Source organism: Streptomyces sp. NPDC046876, assembly GCF_040645035.1.
Lineage (GTDB): Bacteria > Actinomycetota > Actinomycetes > Streptomycetales > Streptomycetaceae > Streptomyces.
In genome coordinates, this window is the sequence record NZ_JBEYXK010000055.1 from 29,178 (window position 1) to 46,236 (window position 17,059).

General features: G+C 72.8%; 12 protein-coding genes and 1 pseudogene. 3 read left to right on the forward strand and 10 right to left on the reverse strand.

Annotation, left to right across the window (positions count from 1 at the left end; genetic code table 11):
- Positions 1-126: 126 nt before the first annotated feature.
- The 6 genes from serA to ABZ924_RS25130 all read right to left on the reverse strand — a co-directional run bounded on the left by serA (position 127) and on the right by ABZ924_RS25130 (position 9,918).
- Complete coding sequence (serA, locus tag ABZ924_RS25105; RefSeq protein ID WP_361913899.1) at positions 127-1,719, reverse strand: phosphoglycerate dehydrogenase; 1,593 nt, start codon at positions 1,717-1,719, stop codon at positions 127-129.
- A gap of 273 nt (positions 1,720-1,992) precedes the next feature.
- Positions 1,993-2,994: a ketol-acid reductoisomerase gene (gene ilvC, locus ABZ924_RS25110; RefSeq protein ID WP_361913902.1), complete on the reverse strand. Its 1,002-nt coding sequence runs from the start codon at positions 2,992-2,994 to the stop codon at positions 1,993-1,995.
- A 114-nt stretch (positions 2,995-3,108) separates the two neighbouring features.
- Positions 3,109-3,633 carry an acetolactate synthase small subunit gene (ilvN, locus tag ABZ924_RS25115; RefSeq protein WP_114054307.1) on the reverse strand — a complete coding sequence of 175 codons (525 nt, stop codon included), beginning with the start codon at positions 3,631-3,633 and terminating at the stop codon, positions 3,109-3,111.
- Positions 3,634-3,664: 31 nt separating this feature from the next.
- Positions 3,665-5,551, reverse strand: a complete 1,887-nt coding sequence (locus ABZ924_RS25120) for an acetolactate synthase large subunit (protein ID WP_361913906.1) — start codon at positions 5,549-5,551, stop codon at positions 3,665-3,667.
- 204 nt (positions 5,552-5,755) lie between these two features.
- Positions 5,756-8,605 (reverse strand): EAL domain-containing protein, encoded by a 2,850-nt coding sequence (locus tag ABZ924_RS25125; protein WP_361913923.1) that lies wholly within the window; start codon positions 8,603-8,605, stop codon positions 5,756-5,758.
- Positions 8,606-8,970: 365 nt separating this feature from the next.
- Positions 8,971-9,918 (reverse strand): 2-hydroxyacid dehydrogenase, encoded by a 948-nt coding sequence (locus ABZ924_RS25130; protein WP_361913909.1) that lies wholly within the window; start codon positions 9,916-9,918, stop codon positions 8,971-8,973.
- A gap of 74 nt (positions 9,919-9,992) precedes the next feature.
- On the opposite strand from ABZ924_RS25130, the gene ABZ924_RS25135 reads away from it, so the two are divergent.
- The 3 genes from ABZ924_RS25135 to ABZ924_RS25145 all read left to right on the forward strand — a co-directional run bounded on the left by ABZ924_RS25135 (position 9,993) and on the right by ABZ924_RS25145 (position 12,577).
- On the forward strand, positions 9,993-11,000 hold the full coding sequence (locus ABZ924_RS25135; RefSeq protein ID WP_361913926.1) for an aldo/keto reductase: 1,008 nt from the start codon (positions 9,993-9,995) through the stop codon (positions 10,998-11,000).
- 122 nt (positions 11,001-11,122) lie between these two features.
- Positions 11,123-12,355, forward strand: coding sequence for a PQQ-dependent sugar dehydrogenase (locus ABZ924_RS25140; RefSeq protein ID WP_361913911.1), 1,233 nt, complete (start codon positions 11,123-11,125; stop codon positions 12,353-12,355).
- Between the two features lie 42 nt (positions 12,356-12,397).
- A complete protein-coding gene (locus ABZ924_RS25145) occupies positions 12,398-12,577 on the forward strand; it encodes a DUF6191 domain-containing protein (protein ID WP_361913914.1) in 180 nt (59 codons plus the stop codon).
- On the opposite strand, the gene ABZ924_RS25150 is transcribed toward ABZ924_RS25145, so the two are convergent.
- The 4 genes and pseudogenes from ABZ924_RS25150 to ABZ924_RS25165 form a co-directional block, all read right to left on the reverse strand.
- On the reverse strand, positions 12,540-15,596 hold the full coding sequence (locus ABZ924_RS25150) for an AAA family ATPase (protein ID WP_361913929.1): 3,057 nt from the start codon (positions 15,594-15,596) through the stop codon (positions 12,540-12,542). The genes ABZ924_RS25145 and ABZ924_RS25150 overlap by 38 nt on opposite strands.
- Before the next feature lie 80 nt (positions 15,597-15,676).
- The gene (locus tag ABZ924_RS25155; RefSeq protein ID WP_361913917.1) at positions 15,677-15,844 is read right to left on the reverse strand and encodes a hypothetical protein; all 168 of its coding nucleotides are present in this window, start codon (positions 15,842-15,844) and stop codon (positions 15,677-15,679) included.
- A gap of 169 nt (positions 15,845-16,013) precedes the next feature.
- Entirely contained in the window at positions 16,014-16,658 is a 645-nt protein-coding gene (locus ABZ924_RS25160) for a hypothetical protein (RefSeq protein ID WP_361913920.1), read from the reverse strand.
- Positions 16,659-16,971: 313 nt separating this feature from the next.
- Positions 16,972-17,059, reverse strand: a pseudogene (locus ABZ924_RS25165) (tyrosinase family protein); the annotation flags it as partial.

Consider the following 17,059-nt stretch of genomic DNA (forward strand, 5'->3'; position numbering starts at 1 on the left):
CCGGCGGAGCCCGTACACACCGTACGCACCTCACACGCCGCGCGGACACGGCAAGGGCCCGGGGAACGAGATCCCCGGGCCCTTGCCGTTGTGCCGTTGTGCCGTGTGCGTGCGGCGCGGCTGCGGTCAGCCGGCCAGGTTCACCGAGCGGGCCGACGTGGCGCCGATCTCCTCCGCGATGTCCGTGAGCACGGACTGCGGGACGGTGTCGTCCACGGTGAGGACGGCGAGCGCCTCGCCGTGCTCCTCCGCACGGGCCACCTGCATGCCCGCGATGTTCAGGCCGCCCTCGCCGAGGATCCGGCCGACGGTGCCGACGACGCCGGGGCGGTCCGTGTAGCGCAGGACGACCATGTGGTCGGCGAGCGCCAGGTCCACGTCGTACTCGCCGACGCCGACGATCTTCTGGAGGTGCTTGGGGCCGGCCAGGGTGCCGGAGACCGCGACCTCCTGGCCGTCCGACAGGGTGCCGCGCACGGTCACCACGTTGCGGTGGTCCGGCGACTCCGAGCTGGTGGTCAGGCGCACCTCGACACCGCGCTCCTGCGCGAACAGCGGGGCGTTGACGTAGGAGACCGTCTCGTCGACGACGTCCTCGAACACGCCCTTGAGGGCCGAGAGTTCCAGCACCTTGACGTCGTGCTGGGTGATCTCGCCGCAGACCTCGACGTCGAGGCGGACCGCGACCTCGCCCGCGAGGGCGGTGAAGATGCGGCCGAGCTTCTCGGCGAGCGGCAGGCCGGGGCGCACGTCCTCGGCGATGACGCCGCCCTGGACGTTCACGGCGTCCGGCACGAGCTCGCCGGCGAGCGCGAGGCGCACGGACTTGGCGACGGCGATGCCGGCCTTCTCCTGGGCCTCGTCGGTCGAGGCGCCCAGGTGCGGGGTGCAGACGACCTGGTCGAGCTCGAAGAGCGGGGAGTCCGTGCAGGGCTCCTTGGCGTACACGTCGAGGCCGGCGCCGGCGACGCGGCCCTCCTTGAGGGCCGAGTACAGCGCGGCCTCGTCGACGATTCCGCCGCGCGCGGCGTTGACGATGCGGACGGACGGCTTCACCTTGTGCAGGGCCTCGTTGCCGATGAGACCGATGGTCTCGGGCGTCTTGGGCAGGTGCACGGTGATGAAGTCGGCGACCTCCAGCAGCTCGTCCAGCGAGAGCATCTTGACGCCCATCTGGGCGGCGCGCGCGGGCTGCACGTAGGGGTCGTAGGCGACGACCTTCATCCCGAAGGCCGACATGCGCTGGGCGACCAGGACGCCGATGCGGCCGAGGCCGACGACGCCGAGGGTCTTCTCGCTGAGCTCGACGCCCGTGTACTTGCTGCGCTTCCACTCGCCGTTCTTCAGGGCGGTGTTGGCCTGCGGGATGTTGCGGGCGGTCGCGACGAGCAGGCCGCAGGCGAGCTCGGCGGCGGTGACGATGTTGGAGGTCGGGGCGTTCACGACCATCACGCCGGCCTTGGTGGCGGCGGAGACGTCGACGTTGTCGAGGCCGACACCGGCGCGGGCGACGACCTTCAGCTTCCGGGCGGTGGCGATGGCCTCCGCGTCGACCTTGGTCGCCGAGCGCACCAGGATGGCGTCGACGTCGGCGATCGCGGGGATCAGCTCCGCGCGGTCGGCGCCGTTGCAGTGCCGGATCTCGAAGTCCGGGCCGAGCGCCTCGACGGTGGCGGGCGACAGCTCTTCGGCGATGAGTACGACAGGTTTCGAGCTCACGTGGGTCCTCACAAGTCCAGTGCGGACGGCCGTCCCGACGGCCGCAGGCGGTGGAGGGGGTAGCCGCGTGGAAGACGCACGACACTGTGGGCCTGACGCGTTGTGTTCAGCAGTGTAGTGGCGGATCCGGACCGGAATTCCGCCTGTACGGAAGGATCACCCGTCCGGGGTTGGCCGGGGTGGACAAGCCGTACTACAGGACGTCTGTATTCCGGCCCGCCGGGCATGCGGCGCGGGGCCGGGACGCTCCTCGCGTCCCGGCCCCGCGGGCGATCAGCTCTCCTCGCTGTCGACCCAGCTCATCAGCTTGCGCAGCTTCTTGCCGGTGGTCTCCAGCAGGTGGGCCTCGTCGGCCTTCTTGTACTCGTTGTACTTCGGCAGACCGGCCTTGTACTCGGCCATCCAGGTGTTGGCGAACTCGCCGCTCTGGATCTCGGCGAGGACCTTCTTCATCTCGGCCTTGGTGGCGTCGGTGATGATGCGGGGGCCGGTGATGTAGTCGCCCCACTCGGCGGTCTCGGAGACCGACCAGCGCATCTTCTCCAGGCCGCCCTCGTACATGAGGTCCACGATGAGCTTCAGCTCGTGCAGGCACTCGAAGTACGCGATCTCCGGCTGGTAGCCGGCCTCGGTCAGGGTCTCGAAACCGGCCTTGACCAGGGCGGACGCACCGCCGCAGAGGACGGCCTGCTCACCGAACAGGTCGGTCTCGGTCTCCTCGGTGAAGGTGGTCTTGATGACGCCGGCGCGGGTGCCGCCGATGCCGGCCGCGTACGACAGGGCCAGGGCGAAGGCGTTGCCCGAGAAGTCCTGCTCGACGGCGGCGATGCACGGGACGCCGCGGCCCTCCTCGTACTGGCGGCGGACCAGGTGGCCCGGGCCCTTCGGGGCGACCAGGGCGACGTCCACGTTGGCCGGGGGCTTGATGAAGCCGTAGCGGACGTTGAAGCCGTGGCCGAAGAAGAGCGCGTCGCCCTCCTCGAGGTGGTCCTTGATGGACGCCTCGTAGATCTCGGCCTGGAGCGGGTCCGGCGTGAGGATCATGATGACGTTGGCCCAGGCGGCGGCCTCCGACACGGAGACGACCTTCAGGCCCTGCTCCTCGGCCTTGGCCTTGGACTTCGAGCCCTCCTTCAGGCCGACGACGACGTCGACGCCGGAGTCACGCAGCGACAGCGCGTGGGCGTGGCCCTGGCTGCCGTAGCCGATGACCGCGACCTTGCGGCCCTGGATGATGGACAGGTCGGCGTCGTTCTCGTAGAACAGCTCGGCCACTGGGATATCTCCTTGGTGCGCTGGTGTTGCTCCCACCGTACGGCGGGGAACGTGGACGAAGTTTCGTGGTCTCGCGATGCGAGAGGCAAAGAGGCGCGGGCGGCGCCCGGGCGGTCAGGCGCTGCGGTCGAGCGCGCGCAGGCTGCGGTCCGTGATGGACCGGCCGCCGCGCCCTATGGCGATCGTGCCCGACTGGACGAGCTCCTTGATGCCGAACGGCTCCAGCATCTTGAGCATGGCGCCGAGCTTGTCGGCGCCGCCGGTGGCCTCGATGGTGACGGCCTCCGGGGAGACGTCGACCGTCTTGGCGCGGAACAGCTGGACGATCTCGATGATCTGGGAGCGGGTCTCGTTGTCGGCGCGGACCTTCACCAGGACGAGTTCGCGTTCGATGGCGTTCGAGGGCTCCAGCTCGACGATCTTGAGCACGTTGACCAGCTTGTTGAGCTGCTTGGTCACCTGCTCCAGCGGGAGGTCCTCGACGTTCACGACGATGGTGATGCGCGAGATGTCGGGGTGCTCGGTGACGCCGACCGCGAGGGAGTCGATGTTGAACCCGCGGCGGGAGAACAGGGCGGCGATCCGGGCGAGGATGCCGGGCGTGTTCTCGACCAGGACGGAGAGCGTGTGCTTGGACATGTGAGGCGTTCTCTCTCTCGGCTCTACCGGCTCAGTCGTCTTCGCTGTCGCCGAAGTCGGGACGGACGCCCCGGGCTGCCATGACCTCGTCGTTGGAGGTGCCGGCGGCGACCATCGGCCACACCATGGCGTCCTCGTGGACGATGAAGTCGATCACGACGGTACGGTCGTTGATCGCGTTGGCCTCGGCGATGACCTTGTCCAGGTCGGCCGGGTCCTCGCAGCGCAGTGCCACGCAGCCCATGGCCTCGGACAGCTTGACGAAGTCCGGGACGCGGGTGCCCTTGCGGGGGGCGGTGGACTCGCCGAGCTGGGAGCCGACCGTGTCGTGGCCCGTCTCGTCGGCGTGCAGGACGGTGTTGGAGTACCGCTGGTTGTAGAACAGGGTCTGCCACTGGCGGACCATGCCCAGCGCGCCGTTGTTGATGATCGCGACCTTGATCGGGATGTTGTTCAGCGCGCAGGTGACCAGCTCCTGGTTGGTCATCTGGAAGCAGCCGTCGCCGTCGATCGCCCAGACGGCGCGCTCCGGCATGCCGACCTTGGCGCCCATCGCGGCGGGGACCGCGTAGCCCATGGTTCCGGCGCCGCCGGAGTTGAGCCAGGTGCGGGGCTCCTCGTAGTCGATGAAGTGCGAGGCCCACATCTGGTGCTGGCCGACGCCGGCCGCGAAGATGGTGTGGTCGGGGGCCAGTTCACCGATGCGCTGGATGACCTGCTGCGGCGAGAGCATCCCGTCCTCGGGGGTCTCGTAGCCGAGCGGGTAGGTCTCGCGCCAGCGGTTGAGGTCCTTCCACCAGGCGGAGTAGTCGCCGGCGTTGCCGTCGTTGTGCTCGGCCTGGATCGCCTGGACCAGGTCGGCGATGACCTCGCGGGCGTCGCCGACGATCGGGACGTCGACCTCGCGGTTCTTGCCGATCTCGGCCGGGTCGATGTCCGCGTGGATGACCTTGGCGAACGGGGCGAAGCTGTCGAGCTTGCCGGTGACGCGGTCGTCGAAGCGGGTGCCGAGCGCGATCAGCAGGTCCGACTTCTGCAGGGCGGTGACGGCGGTGACCGCGCCGTGCATGCCCGGCATGCCCACGTGGAGCGGGTGGCTGTCGGGGAAGGAGCCCAGTGCCATCAGGGTGGTGGTGACCGGGACGCCGGTCAGCTCGGCCAGGACCTTCAGCTCGGCGGTCGCGCCGGACTTCATGACGCCGCCGCCGACGTAGAGGACCGGGCGCTTGGCGGCGCAGATGAGCTTGGCGGCCTCGCGGATCTGCTTGGCGTGCGGCTTGGTGACCGGCCGGTAGCCCGGGAGGTCCTGGGTGGGCGGCCACGAGAAGGTGGTCTTCGCCTGCAGGGCGTCCTTGGCGATGTCGACCAGGACCGGGCCCGGACGGCCCGTGGCGGCGATGTGGAACGCCTCGGCGATCGTCTTCGGGATGTCCTCGGCCTTGGTGACCAGGAAGTTGTGCTTGGTGATCGGCATGGTGATGCCGACGATGTCCGCCTCCTGGAAGGCGTCGGTGCCGATCGCCTTGGAGGAGACCTGGCCGGTGATGGCGACGAGCGGCACGGAGTCCATGTGCGCGTCGGCGATCGGGGTGACCAGGTTGGTGGCGCCCGGGCCGGAGGTGGCCATACAGACGCCGACCTTGCCGGTGGCCTGCGCGTAGCCGGTCGCGGCGTGGCCGGCGCCCTGCTCGTGCCGGACCAGGATGTGGCGGACCTTGGTGCTGTCCATCATCGGGTCGTACGCCGGGAGGATGGCTCCGCCCGGAATGCCGAAGACGGTGTCGCACCCCACCTCTTCGAGAGAGCGGATGAGGGACTGGGCACCCGTGACGTGCTCAACTGCGGCGGGCTGCTGCCCGCCGGAACGGGGCCGCGGCTGCGGATGCTGGGCCCCGGAGGCCTGCTCGGTCATCGGCATTCTCTTCTCGAAGCTGAGGGTTTTACGAGGATTCGAAGGTGTGCCAGTGCAACAAAAAACCCCTCGTGCCGGATGGCAAGCGAGGGGAGCGCGTCGGGTGCACGGAGCGGGGACATGAGGGCCCCAACTTCAGCCGACGCGCTTTCCAAGTACGAGAATTCGGGTGCGCATGGCACTGACCCTCCCTCCGGCGGGAGGGGGATGTCAAGTGGGTGGGACGGGCGTCTCATTATGTGAGCCTCTCCGGATGGCCATCGAGCCCCCGGACGAACCACCGGCCAAGGCGGGCTGGACCGCCCCACCCGGTACTTGGAACGTACCGCGCACGAGCGCCCGGCGCAGCCTGTATTCGTCGAGGGGGCCGGAAAACGCCGCCCCCTGGCCATGGCTGCACCCCATGGCGCGCAGGGCCATCGCCTGCTCGGGCAGATCCACCCCGTCGGCCACCGACTGCATGCCCAGATCGTTTGCAATGCGCAAGAGTCCGGCGGTGATCTTGCGGAGGCGGGCGGACTCGACCACCCCCTCGACCAGGCCCCGGTCCAGCTTGAGGATGTCCGCCGGCAGTCGGCGCAGGGCTCCGATGCCCGCGTACCCGCTGCCGAAGCAGTCGAGGGCGATCAGGACGCCCAGCCGGCGCAGGGCGGCCAGACGCCGCTCCAGCTCCTCGTAGGGGACTGCGGTGTCGCTCTCGGCCACTTCGATCACCAGGGAGCCGGGCGGCAGCCCGTGGCGCTTGAGCAGGGCCTCCACGGAGGCGGGGGGCACGGCCCGCTCCAGCAGCCGCCGGGCGCCGATCCGGACGGCGACCGGTACGTCGTGCCCGGCACGGTGCCGCTCGGCGGCCTGGCTGACGGCCTCCTCCAGCAGCCGGCCTCCGAGCTCCGCGGCCCGTACGGGGCCCGCGGCGGGGCCGGAGGGCGCCACCGGTCCGCCCACCGGGCCCCCGGCGGGGCCCTCGCCGTACTCGGCGACCCGGAGGAACTCGGCGGGGGTGAACAGGATGCCCTGCGGCGAGCGCCAGCGGGGCTGGGCCGCCACGGCCGTGACCTCCCCGGTCTCCAGGGAGACCACGGGCTGGTGCAGCACGGCGAACTCGCCCTCTTGCCGTGCGCTGCGCATCCGGCCGGCCAGCTCCACCCGGCGGACGATCTCGGCCTGCATCTGGGGGGCGTACAGCTCGACGCGGTCCTTGCCGCCGGCCTTGGCCCGGTACATCGCGAGATCCGCGTTGCGCATCAGGTCCGAAGGGGTGATGCCGGGGTCGGCGAAGGCCACTCCGATGCTGGCGGCGACCCGCACCTCGCGGCCGCCGATCCGGTACGGCCGCGAGAGCGTGGTGCGCAGCCGGTCCGCGATCTCGTGGACCTGGTACTCCCGGGCGCTGCGGTCGCGGCTGCCGTCGCCGATGATCAGCGCCGCGAACTCGTCCCCGCCGAGGCGGGCGGCGGTGTCCCCGGCACGGACGGAGTCCTGGAGCCGGCGCGCGGCCTCGATCAGCAGTTCGTCGCCGGCCTGGTGGCCGATGGTGTCGTTGACCGCCTTGAACCCGTCGAGGTCGATGAAGAGCACGGCGGTGCTGTGGTCCCCGGCGCGCCGGCCGGTCAGGGCCTGGCGCACCCGGCGGGTGAACAGGGCCCGGTTGGGCAGGTCGGTGAGCGGGTCGTGCTCGGCGCTGTGCTGGAGCTGCGCCTGGAGGCGGACGCGTTCGGTGACGTCGCGGCTGTTGAGGATGAGGCCGCCCTGGTGGCGGTTGACGGTGGACTCGACGTTCAGCCATTCGCCGCTGCCGGACTTGAAGCGGCATTCGATGCGGGTCGTCGGCTCCTCGGCGGGCGGTGCGGCGAGGAAGCGGCGCACCTCGTGGACCACCCGGCCCAGGTCGTGCGGGTGGATCAGGGTGGCGAGCTCCGTCCCGACGAGCTCCTCGGCCTCCCGGCCGTAGACCCCGGCGGCGGCGGGGCTGACGTAGCGCAGGGTGCCCGTGGGGGCGGCGATCATGATGACGTCGCTGGAGCCCTGGACCAGGGAGCGGAAGTGGTTCTCCTTCTGCGCCAGCTCGTGGGTGAGCGCGATGTTGTCGAGGAGCATGATGCCCTGCCGGATGACGAGGGCGAGGACGACGGTGCAGCCGGTGAAGACGACGACCCGGTCGACCTTCCGGCCGTCCACCACGTTGTAGAGGATCCCCAGGGTGCAGACGGCGGCCGCGAGGTACGGCGTGAGCGCGGGCAGGGAGCCGGTGATCGGACGGCTGACCGGGCGGTCGGGGTCGGCCGGGGGCCGGCCGGGGGCGCCGGGGCCCGCTGCGAGTCTCCGTGCGCCCCAGGGTGCGTACGCGAGGAGCAGCGAGCCGGCGAACCAGCCGGCGTCGAGCAGTTGCCCCGACTGGTAGCCGGCGCTCAGCAGCGGCGAGGTGAACAGGGCGTCGCTGAGCACGGTCAGGGCCAGGGCGGCGATGGCGGTGTTGACGGCCGAGCGGTTGACCTCGGAGCGCCGGAAGTGCAGGACCAGCACCATGGAGACGAGCGCGATGTCCAGCAGCGGGTAGGCGAGGGAGAAGGCGGCCCGCGGGACGCTGCCGGGGGCGCCCGACTGGGCGGTCCGCGCGGCGTTGGCCAGGGCCAGGCTCCAGGACAGGGTCAGCAGGGACCCGCCGATGAGCCAGGAGTCGAGGGCGAGGCAGACCCAGCCGGCCCGGGTGACGGGGCGCTTGGCCAGGACGAGCAGGCCGACGATGGCGGGCGGCGCGAAGCAGAGGAAGGCGAAGTCGGCGAGGGAGGGCTTGGGCATGGGCTCGCCGAGGACCACCTCGTACCAGCCCCAGATGGCATTGCCGCAGGCACCCATGAGGGAGGAGAAGGCGAACAGCAGCCAGGCCGGGCGCTCGCGGCTGTCGATCGCCCGTGCGTACGAGTAGCAGGAGACGGCGGCGAGCAGCGCGGCGGCACTGAGCCCGAAATCCCCCATGATCTCGGCGAGTTCCTGGGAGCCCCAGCCGAAGGCGGCGCCGATCGCGTACCCGGCGCTGATGAGGGCGAGGAGCAGCTGCATCAGCAGGCTCCTGCCGCCCCGGCAGACGGGCGGCCGGGCCAGCAGGGCCGCCCCCGGCGCACTCACCGGCCCCCCTCGCTGGCTGGTTCCGGCGCTCCCCATCGTCGCTTCCGGCGGCTGTGCCGCAGCGGATCCTTCGTCCATTGGCCGTGCATCGCCCGTCGCCCCCCAAAGTGTCCGATCACTCCCCAGCGCCAGACGTTCGTGGCGCAGCCCCTTGGTCCGGACGATACACCACTTTCGTCACTCAGGGACATAGGTGCTGTACTCTGCGTGACCACGCGGGGAAAGTTGTTGCCACTGAGTGCATCCGTACGGATGCGGAGGGTGCGCGAACCGGTGCGCGGGCGATCCGCGCGGGCGCGTCAGTCGGTGATCAGCACGGTGTTCTCGAGCGGGTCCCCGGCGGCGAACCGGGTCAGCTGACGGGCCACCAGGCGCTTGGCCCGTGGCTCGAAGGCGCTGCTGCTGCCGCCGACGTGGGGCGTGATCAGCACATGCGGAGCATGCCACAGGGGGTGCCCGGCGGGCAGCGGTTCGGGGTCGGTGACGTCGAGCGCGGCGCGCAGCCGGCCCGCTTCCAGTTCGGCGAGGAGGGCGGCGGTGTCGACCACGGGGCCGCGTGCCACGTTCACGAGGAGCGCGCCGTCCTTCATGCGGCCGAGGAAGTCCGCGCCGGCCAGCCCGCGCGTCTCCTCGGTCAGCGGCGTGGAGAGGATCACCACGTCGGCCTCCGGGAGGAGGCGGGGCAGCTCGGCGAGGGAGTGGACCGGGCCGCGCGTGGTGGCGCGCGCCGAGCGTGCGACCCGCGCGACCCGCGCGCACTCGAAGGGTTCGAGCCGGTCCTCGACGGCCGCGCCGATGGATCCGTAGCCGACGATGAGGACGGACTTGTCGGCCAGGGCGTCGTAGAACCCGCCCCGCCACTGCTCGCGGTCCTGGCCGCGCACCATGCCGGGGATCCCGCGCAGCGAGGCCAGGACGAGGGTGAGCGCGAGCTCGGCGGTGCTCGCCTCGTGGACGCCGCGGGCGTTGCACAGCCGGACACCGGGGCGCAGCAGGTCGAGGCCGCCGAGGACGTGGTCGACCCCTGCCGTGAGGGTCTGGACGACCTCCACCTCGGGCATGGCCGCCAGCGGGCGCAGGGTGACCTCGGGCGACTTCATGTACGGGGTGACGTAGAAGGCGCAGGCGGCCGGGTCGGCGGGGAAGTCGTCCTCACCGTCCCAGTGGCGGTAGTGGAAGGAGTCGGGGAGGCCCTCGACCTCCTCGGCGGGGAACGGGAGCCAGACGTCCGGGGTCTTTGCAGTCATGATCACGAGGCTATGCCAGGGGATCCTTGATCAACCCGTTAGTTTGAGGGCCGGACGTGGAGGGGGACGCACGGGTGGAGCGCAGGTCGATCGGGGCGGGGGCGCTGTCGGTGGGCGCCGTCGGGCTCGGGTGCATGCCGATGAGCTGGGCGTACGCGCCCTCGCGGCGGCGCGGCGAGGATGCGATGGCCACGGTGCACACGGCGCTGGACCTGGGGGCGAACCTGCTCGACACGGCGGACCTGTACGGGCCGTTCACCAACGAGCTGCTGCTCGGGCGGGTGCTGCGGGAGCGGCGGTCCGAGGCGTTCGTGTCGGCCAAGGTGGGGCTGCGGGCGGGCGAGCAGCACGTGGTGGCCTGCGGGCGGCCCGAGTACCTGCGGCGGGCCTGCGACGCCTCGCTGCGGCGGCTGCGCACGGACGTGATCGACCTGTACCAGCTGCACCGGGTGGACCCGGAGGTGCCGGTGGAGGAGACCTGGGGTGCGATGGCGGAGCTGGTGGCCGCCGGGAAGGTGCGGGCGCTGGCGTTCTGCGCGCTGGGTGCGGGCGCCGGGCCGGGCGCGGGGCGGCGCGGGGACCGGGCCTACGGGACGACCCTGCGCCACCTGGAGCGGGTGCAGCAGGTGTTCCCGGTCAGCGCGGTGCAGGCGGAACTGTCGGTGTGGTCGCCGGAGGCGGCGCGGCTGCTGCTGCCGTGGTGCGCGGCGCGCGGGGTGGGGTTCCTGGCGGCGATGCCGCTGGGCAGCGGGTTCCTGACCGGGACGCTGACGCCCGGCCAGGGGTTCGAGTGGGAGGACGTGCGGGCCCGGCATCCGCGGTTCACGGCGGAGTCGATGGCGCGGAACCAGGTGCTGGTGGCGGGGCTGCGGCGGGTGGCCCGGCGGCACGGTCCCGAGGTGACGGCGGCCCAGGTGGCACTGGCGTGGGTGCTGGCCCAGGGGCCGCAGGTGGTGCCGGTGCCGGGGGCCGGGCGGGCGTCCTCGGCGGCGGAGAACGCGGGGGCGGTGCGGGTGCGGCTGGCGGCGGAGGACCTGGTGGAGATCGAGCAGTTGCCGGCGGCGGTGGGGGCCTGGGACTGAGCCCGGCCGACAACCACTCGATCGAGTGTACGAGTGGCGGAACTTCGGGTGCGGCGGCGAGTGTTGAAGCGGGTGGAGGGCACCGATCGGAGACGGCCGCAGGACCGGAGGGGAGCAGGGCTATGCGACGGGGACGGGTGCGGGAGCGGGCGGACCGGCGGGCTCGGGGGCGGGCGCGCGGGGTGGTGGCGGCGGTGGCGCTGGTCGGGTGCGGGGTCCTGCTGGCGGCGGGATGCGGGCCGGAGCGGCCACCGGGTCCCGCGCCGGGCGGTTCGCCGCCGACCGCGCAGAGCGGCGCGGCGGCGTCCCCGGGCGGCCCGTCGGGATCCGCGCAGCCGTCCGGGCCGCCGGCGCCGCCCGCCAAGGGGGCCGTGACGGTGACCGGCGAGGTCGCCAAGGACCTCGGGTCGCCATGGGGCCTGGCCCCGCTGCCGGACGGGGACCTGCTGGTCGGCTCGCGGGACCGGGGCACGATCAGCAGGGTGGCGGTCGCCACGGGGCAGGTGACACAGATCGGGAAGGTGCCCGGGGTGGACCCGGGCGGTGAGGGCGGGCTGCTGGGGCTGGCCCTGTCGCCCTCGTTCGCCTCGGACCGGATGGTGTACGCGTACTTCACGACCGAGTCCGACAACCGGATCGCCCGGATGCGGTACGACGAGCACCGGGAGCCGGGACAGCAGCTGGGCGCACCGGACACCGTGCTGCGGGGCATCCCCAAGGGGCTCGTCCACAACGGCGGGCGGATCGCGTTCGGCCCGGACCGGATGCTGTACGCGGGAACGGGCGAGACCGGGAACACGGCGCTGGCTCAGGACCGGAAGTCGCTGGGCGGCAAGATCCTGCGGATGACCCCGGAGGGGCGGCCGGCGCACGGCAATCCGGATCCGGACTCCGTCGTCTACTCGTACGGGCACCGCAATGTGCAGGGACTGGCCTGGGACGGGGACAAGCGGCTGTGGGCGGCCGAGTTCGGCCAGCACACCTGGGACGAGCTGAACCTGATCGAGCCCGGCGGGAACTACGGCTGGCCCGAGGCCGAGGGCACGGCGGGCAGACCCGGCTTCCGCGACCCGGTGGCCGTCTGGAAGACCGACGAGGCCTCCCCGAGCGGGATCGCCTGGGCCCAGGGCTCGGTGTGGATGGCCGCGCTCAAGGGCGAGCGGCTCTGGCGGATCCCGCTCGCCGGGACGAAGCCGGCGGCCGAGCCAGAGGCCTTCCTCCAGGGGCAGTACGGCCGGCTGCGGACGGTGGTCTCCCTCGGCGGGGACAAGCTGCTGCTGGTCACGAGCGAGACGGACGGGCGGGGATCGCCGCAGTCGGGCGACGACCGGATCCTGACCCTGACGGTGCGGTAACCGACACGGCCCCCGGGGCGGGGCGGAAGGCACGGTGGCACGGTGTTCAACCCGATCGAGGAGCTGTTCAACCCGGGACGCAGGCACACGGACGAGGAGCGCAAGCGGCTGGAGCTGTCCCGGAGCGACGTCGGGGACGGCGATCCGGGACGGGGCCCGATAGACCTGGACTCCGGCAAGGTGCTCATACGCCTCGAGGAGCAGCCCCCACCGCAGGAGTGACCGGCCCGAACAGGCGCAGCCGGTGGGCGAGGGCGGCCGCTTCGCCGCGGCCGGCGACGCCCAGCTTGGCCAGGATGTTGGACACGTGGACGCTGGCCGTCTTCGGGGAGATGAAGAGTTCCTCGGCGATCTGGCGGTTGCTGTGGCCGGCGGAGACCAGGCGCAGGACGTCGCGCTCGCGGCTGGTCAGGCCCAGGGCCTCGGCCGGGTCGTTCTCCGGTGCGGGCGGGGCCGCGGGGGTGTCGGCCGCGGTGAGCGGGAGCCGGGCGCGCTGCGCCAGCAGCGCCAGGTCCTCTCGCAGCCGCCGTGCGCCGAGCTGCTCGGCGGTGGCGTGGGCGTCGCGGAGCAGGGCGGCCGCGGGCTCCCGGTCGCCGCCGGCGGCCAGCATCGCCTCGGCGAGCCGGTGGCGGGCACGGGCCAGCAGGTACGGGCGCTCCAGCGGGCGGACGGCCTCCTCCACGGCGGTCCAGTCGGTGACGGTGTCCCGGGCCTCGGCGCGCAGCAGTTCGGCGCGGAAGAACTCGGCGTGGGCGGTCCACAGCGGCGCCGGCGTGACCAGCTTGCGGGCGGCGTCGCGCAGGACGGCCAGGGCGGCCTCGCGGCCGGCGTCGGCCACCGGCAGGCCGCGGGAGTCCGCCTCGGCGCAGGCCGCGGCGAGCAGCAGCGGCCAGGCGTAGCGGTGGTGGCCGAGCGGGAAGCCGTGGTCGATCGCGGCGGCGACCTCCGTGCGGACGTCGGCGATGCGGCCCTCACCGGCGGCCACGCCGACCGCGAGGCGGAAGAGGGGTATGCGGTGCTGGGGCTGGGGGTCGTGGGTGCCGAAGTTCTCTCTCGCGGCGGCGAGCTGGGTGGCCGCCTCGGTGAGCTCTCCGCGGGCCAGGGCCAGATAGGACAGCCGCGCGGAGGCCGCTCCGCGGGGGGCCGCGCTCTGGCCCACCTGCAGGGCGCGCCGGGCGGCCTGGGCGGCCTCGTCCCAGCGGCCGAGGCCGTACAGGCTCTCGGCCATGTTGCCCATGATCCAAGCCTCGGTGTCCAGCAGGCGTGACGTCTTGACCAGCCGGGCCCCCTGTTCGGCGAGGGCCACGGCCTCCAGGGACCGGCCGATGCTTTCCAGTTGGGAGGAGAGGTTGATATGTGCACGACCCACCAGCATGAAGAGGCCGAGTTCGGCGGCCCGCTCCTTGACCGCGTGCATCTCGGCGAAGCCGCGCTCCGGGTCGCCTGCGTCCGTGAGCATGCAGCCCACGGTGATCCGGGCGTTCAGCTCGATCTCCTCGGCGCCGACCATGCGGGCGTAGGCGACGGCGCGTTCGGCCGCAGCGAGGTTGCCGGGGCCGGGGTCGTGGAGCATGCCCCAGCCCGCGGCTCGGACCAGGACCTCCGCGTGCACCTGGGACGGGGGCAGCCCCTTGACGAGCTCCTGGGCCTTGGCGAGCTCTTCCCAGCCGTCCCCGCGGGCCAGGCTGGAGACCAGCCGCGAGCGCTCGGTCCAGAACCAGGCGGCCCGCAGCGGGTCGTCGTCCTCCTCCAGCAGGCGCAGCGCCGTCTTGGTGATCTTCAGGGCGCGTTCGCGTTCGCCGCCGAAGCGGGCGGCGACAGTGGCCTCGGCGAGCAGGTCGAGGCGCTGGAGCGGGGTGGTGGCCGGGTCGCAGCCGCAGGGCGGGTACACGTCGGTGTAGTCGGCGGGGCGCAGGACCTGGCGGACCTCTTCGGGTGCGCTCTCCCACAGGTCCAGCGCCCGGTCCAGCAGCCGCAGCTGCTCGGAGTAGGCGTGCCGGCGGCGGGCGGCCACCGAGGCGGCGAGCACGGCGGGCAGGGCCTTGGCGGTGTCGTTGGCGTAGTACCAGTAGCTGGCCAGCCGGATGATCCGCTCCTCGGCCCGGATGAGGGTGTCGTCGGCCTCCAGGGCCTCGGCGTAGCGGCGGTTGACGCGGGAGCGCTCGCCGGGCAGCAGGTCGTCGCTGACGGCCTCGCGGACGAGGGAGTGGCGGAAGCGGTAGCCGTCGCCGTCGGAGGTGGGCAGGAGGATGTTGGCGCCGACGGCGGCCCGCAGGGCCTCGATCAGCTCGTCCTCGCTGAGCCCGGCGACGGCCCGCAGGAGCGGGTACTCGACGGTGGAGCCGCCTTCGGCGACGATGCGGACCACGCGCTGGGCGGCCTCGGGGAGCACCTCGACGCGGACCAGCAGCAGGTCGCGCAGGGATTCGGTGAGTCCGGCGCGGCAGCCGCTCTCCCGGCAGGCGGCGAGTTCCTCAACGAAGAAGGCGTTGCCGTCGGAGCGGTCGAAGACGGAGTCCACGAAGGCCTCGTCGGGCTGCTCGGCGAGGATCCCGGCGAGCTGGCGGCGCACCTCGGCCCGGTTGAAGCGGGGCAGTTCGATGCGCTGGACGGTGCGCAGCCGGTCCAGTTCCGCGAGGAGCGGGCGCAGCGGGTGGCGGCGGTGGATGTCGTCGGCCCGGTAGGTGGCGACGAGGACCAGCCGGCCGCTGGTGAGCGTGCGCACGAGGTAGGACAGCAGGTGCCGGGTGGAGGTATCGGCCCAGTGCAGGTCCTCCAGGACCAGGACGACGGTGCGCTCGGCGGCGAGCCGCTCCAGCATCCGGGCCGTCAGTTCGAAGAGCCGGGCGGTGCTCTCCTCGTCGTGGGGGCCGCGCGGGGTATCGCCGAGCTCGGGCAGGATCCGGGCGAGCTCGTCCTCCTGACCGGCGGCCGCAGCGGCCAACTCCTGGGGCAGCAGCCGGTGCAGGATGCGCAGGGCCGTCGAGAACGGGGCGAAGGGAAGCCCCTCCGCCCCGATCTCCACGCATCCCCCGACGGCCACCACGGCGCCGTGCCGTGCGGCCTCGCCGAGGAACTCCTCGGTGAGGCGGGTCTTGCCGACTCCGGCCTCTCCCCCGATGAGCAGCGCCTGCGGCTCCCGGGCGGCGGCGCGCGCCAGTGCGTCGGTGAGTACGGCCAGTTCGTCGGCTCGGCCGACGAACACCGGGCTGACAGATCTGGTCTCCACGCCGCCGAGCATCGCACAGGAGGCCTGGTCGGCGGCACCGGGATTCGGTGCGCTCCTCATCACGCGTCAGTCCACGCTGCCCGCGCCGCAGTTCAGGCGGCGCGGGTGAAGCGGCTGCGGCCCTCCCTCACCGTCCCTTCGGGTTCCTGGCTGCGCACGGGGACCCGGTGCGCCTTCTTCGCGGCCTGCGCCAGGCGGTATGCCTCGGCCTCGCGCAGGAGGTCGGCGCGGCGGAGGGTGGCCAGCTCGTACTCGAACATCTCGTTCTCCCTGGTGGTGTTTCTCGGGCACCTCGTTCGGTGTGGTCCAAGATTCGCGCCCCAGGGGGTGCCGGCACATCGGGCGCATGCCGCATGTGTGCGGGCGGGGGGTCCTTAGGCCCGGGCCCCCGGGATGCCGGGGCGGGGCCGGGGGTGCTTAGGGAAGGCCCTAGGCGGCCTTGGGGACCGGAACGAGGAGGTCGAAGTACATGAGGCCGAAGAGCAGGATGCCGAGGGCGCCGAGGGCGACGGCGGCCCAGGAGACGGCGCGGACCCAGGCGGGCAGGGCGCGGTCGGCGGCGGCGAGGGCCGGGCGGGCCAGCACGAACACGGCGAGGAGGAGGGCGAGGGCGGACAGGACTCCGTTGACGAGGGCGGTCGTGTGCCAGGCGTCGCCGTACAGGGCGGCGATCTTCGCCTCGGTGGTGGTGGCGTTGACCGATTCGATCTGGCCGATGAGGGTCTGGCGCTCGGCCAGGACGCGGGAGACCCAGCTGCCGCTGAGCGCGACGAGGGCGAGTCCGGCCGCGGCGACTGCGCCGGCGCCGGAGCCGACGCCGGCGCTCCGCCCGCCGTCGCCCGACTCGGCCTCCACGTCCGCCTCGTCCGCCTCGTCCGCCTCGTCCATCTCGGCGGCTTGGTCCGCCGCCTCGTCGGCCTCCTCGGCCCGGTCCGTCCCGGCTGCGCGGTCGGCCTCTGGCCGGGCGGCGGCCGGGGCGGTGGTGCGGTCGGTCGTGGCGTCGGCCGCCTCGGCGGTCTCCGCCTGGTCGGCGGTGGGGGCGGTGGTGCTGCGGGCGGTCTTCGTGGTGTCCATGCGGGGCACGGTAGGCGGCTTGTCTGAGAGGGGTCTGAGAACCCGGCCGGGGGCCGGTGCGCTGCGCGCATCCCCTCCCCGCCCCACCCTTTCACCGTTTCCCGGGGCCCCGCCCCGGCCCCCCGGCGATCCCCGCCTCGCCGCCGTTGGAGGCCCGGGGCCGGGGATGCGGGCGAAGCCCGGCAACGGGGCCGGGGGCGGAGCCACGCGAGGGCCGCAACGGGCCCTGGTCGAAGCCCAGCGACGGAGCCCCACGGGAAGCGGGCCGAGCCGCGCGACGGGGCGGGGCGGAGCCCCGCAACGGATCCTCGCGGTGGGCGAAGGGCCCGGTCATCACCTGGCGGTCGCCCTCGCGGCCGGTGCCGCCGAGGAAGTCCTCCGCCCACAGGGAGGAGGCCGGG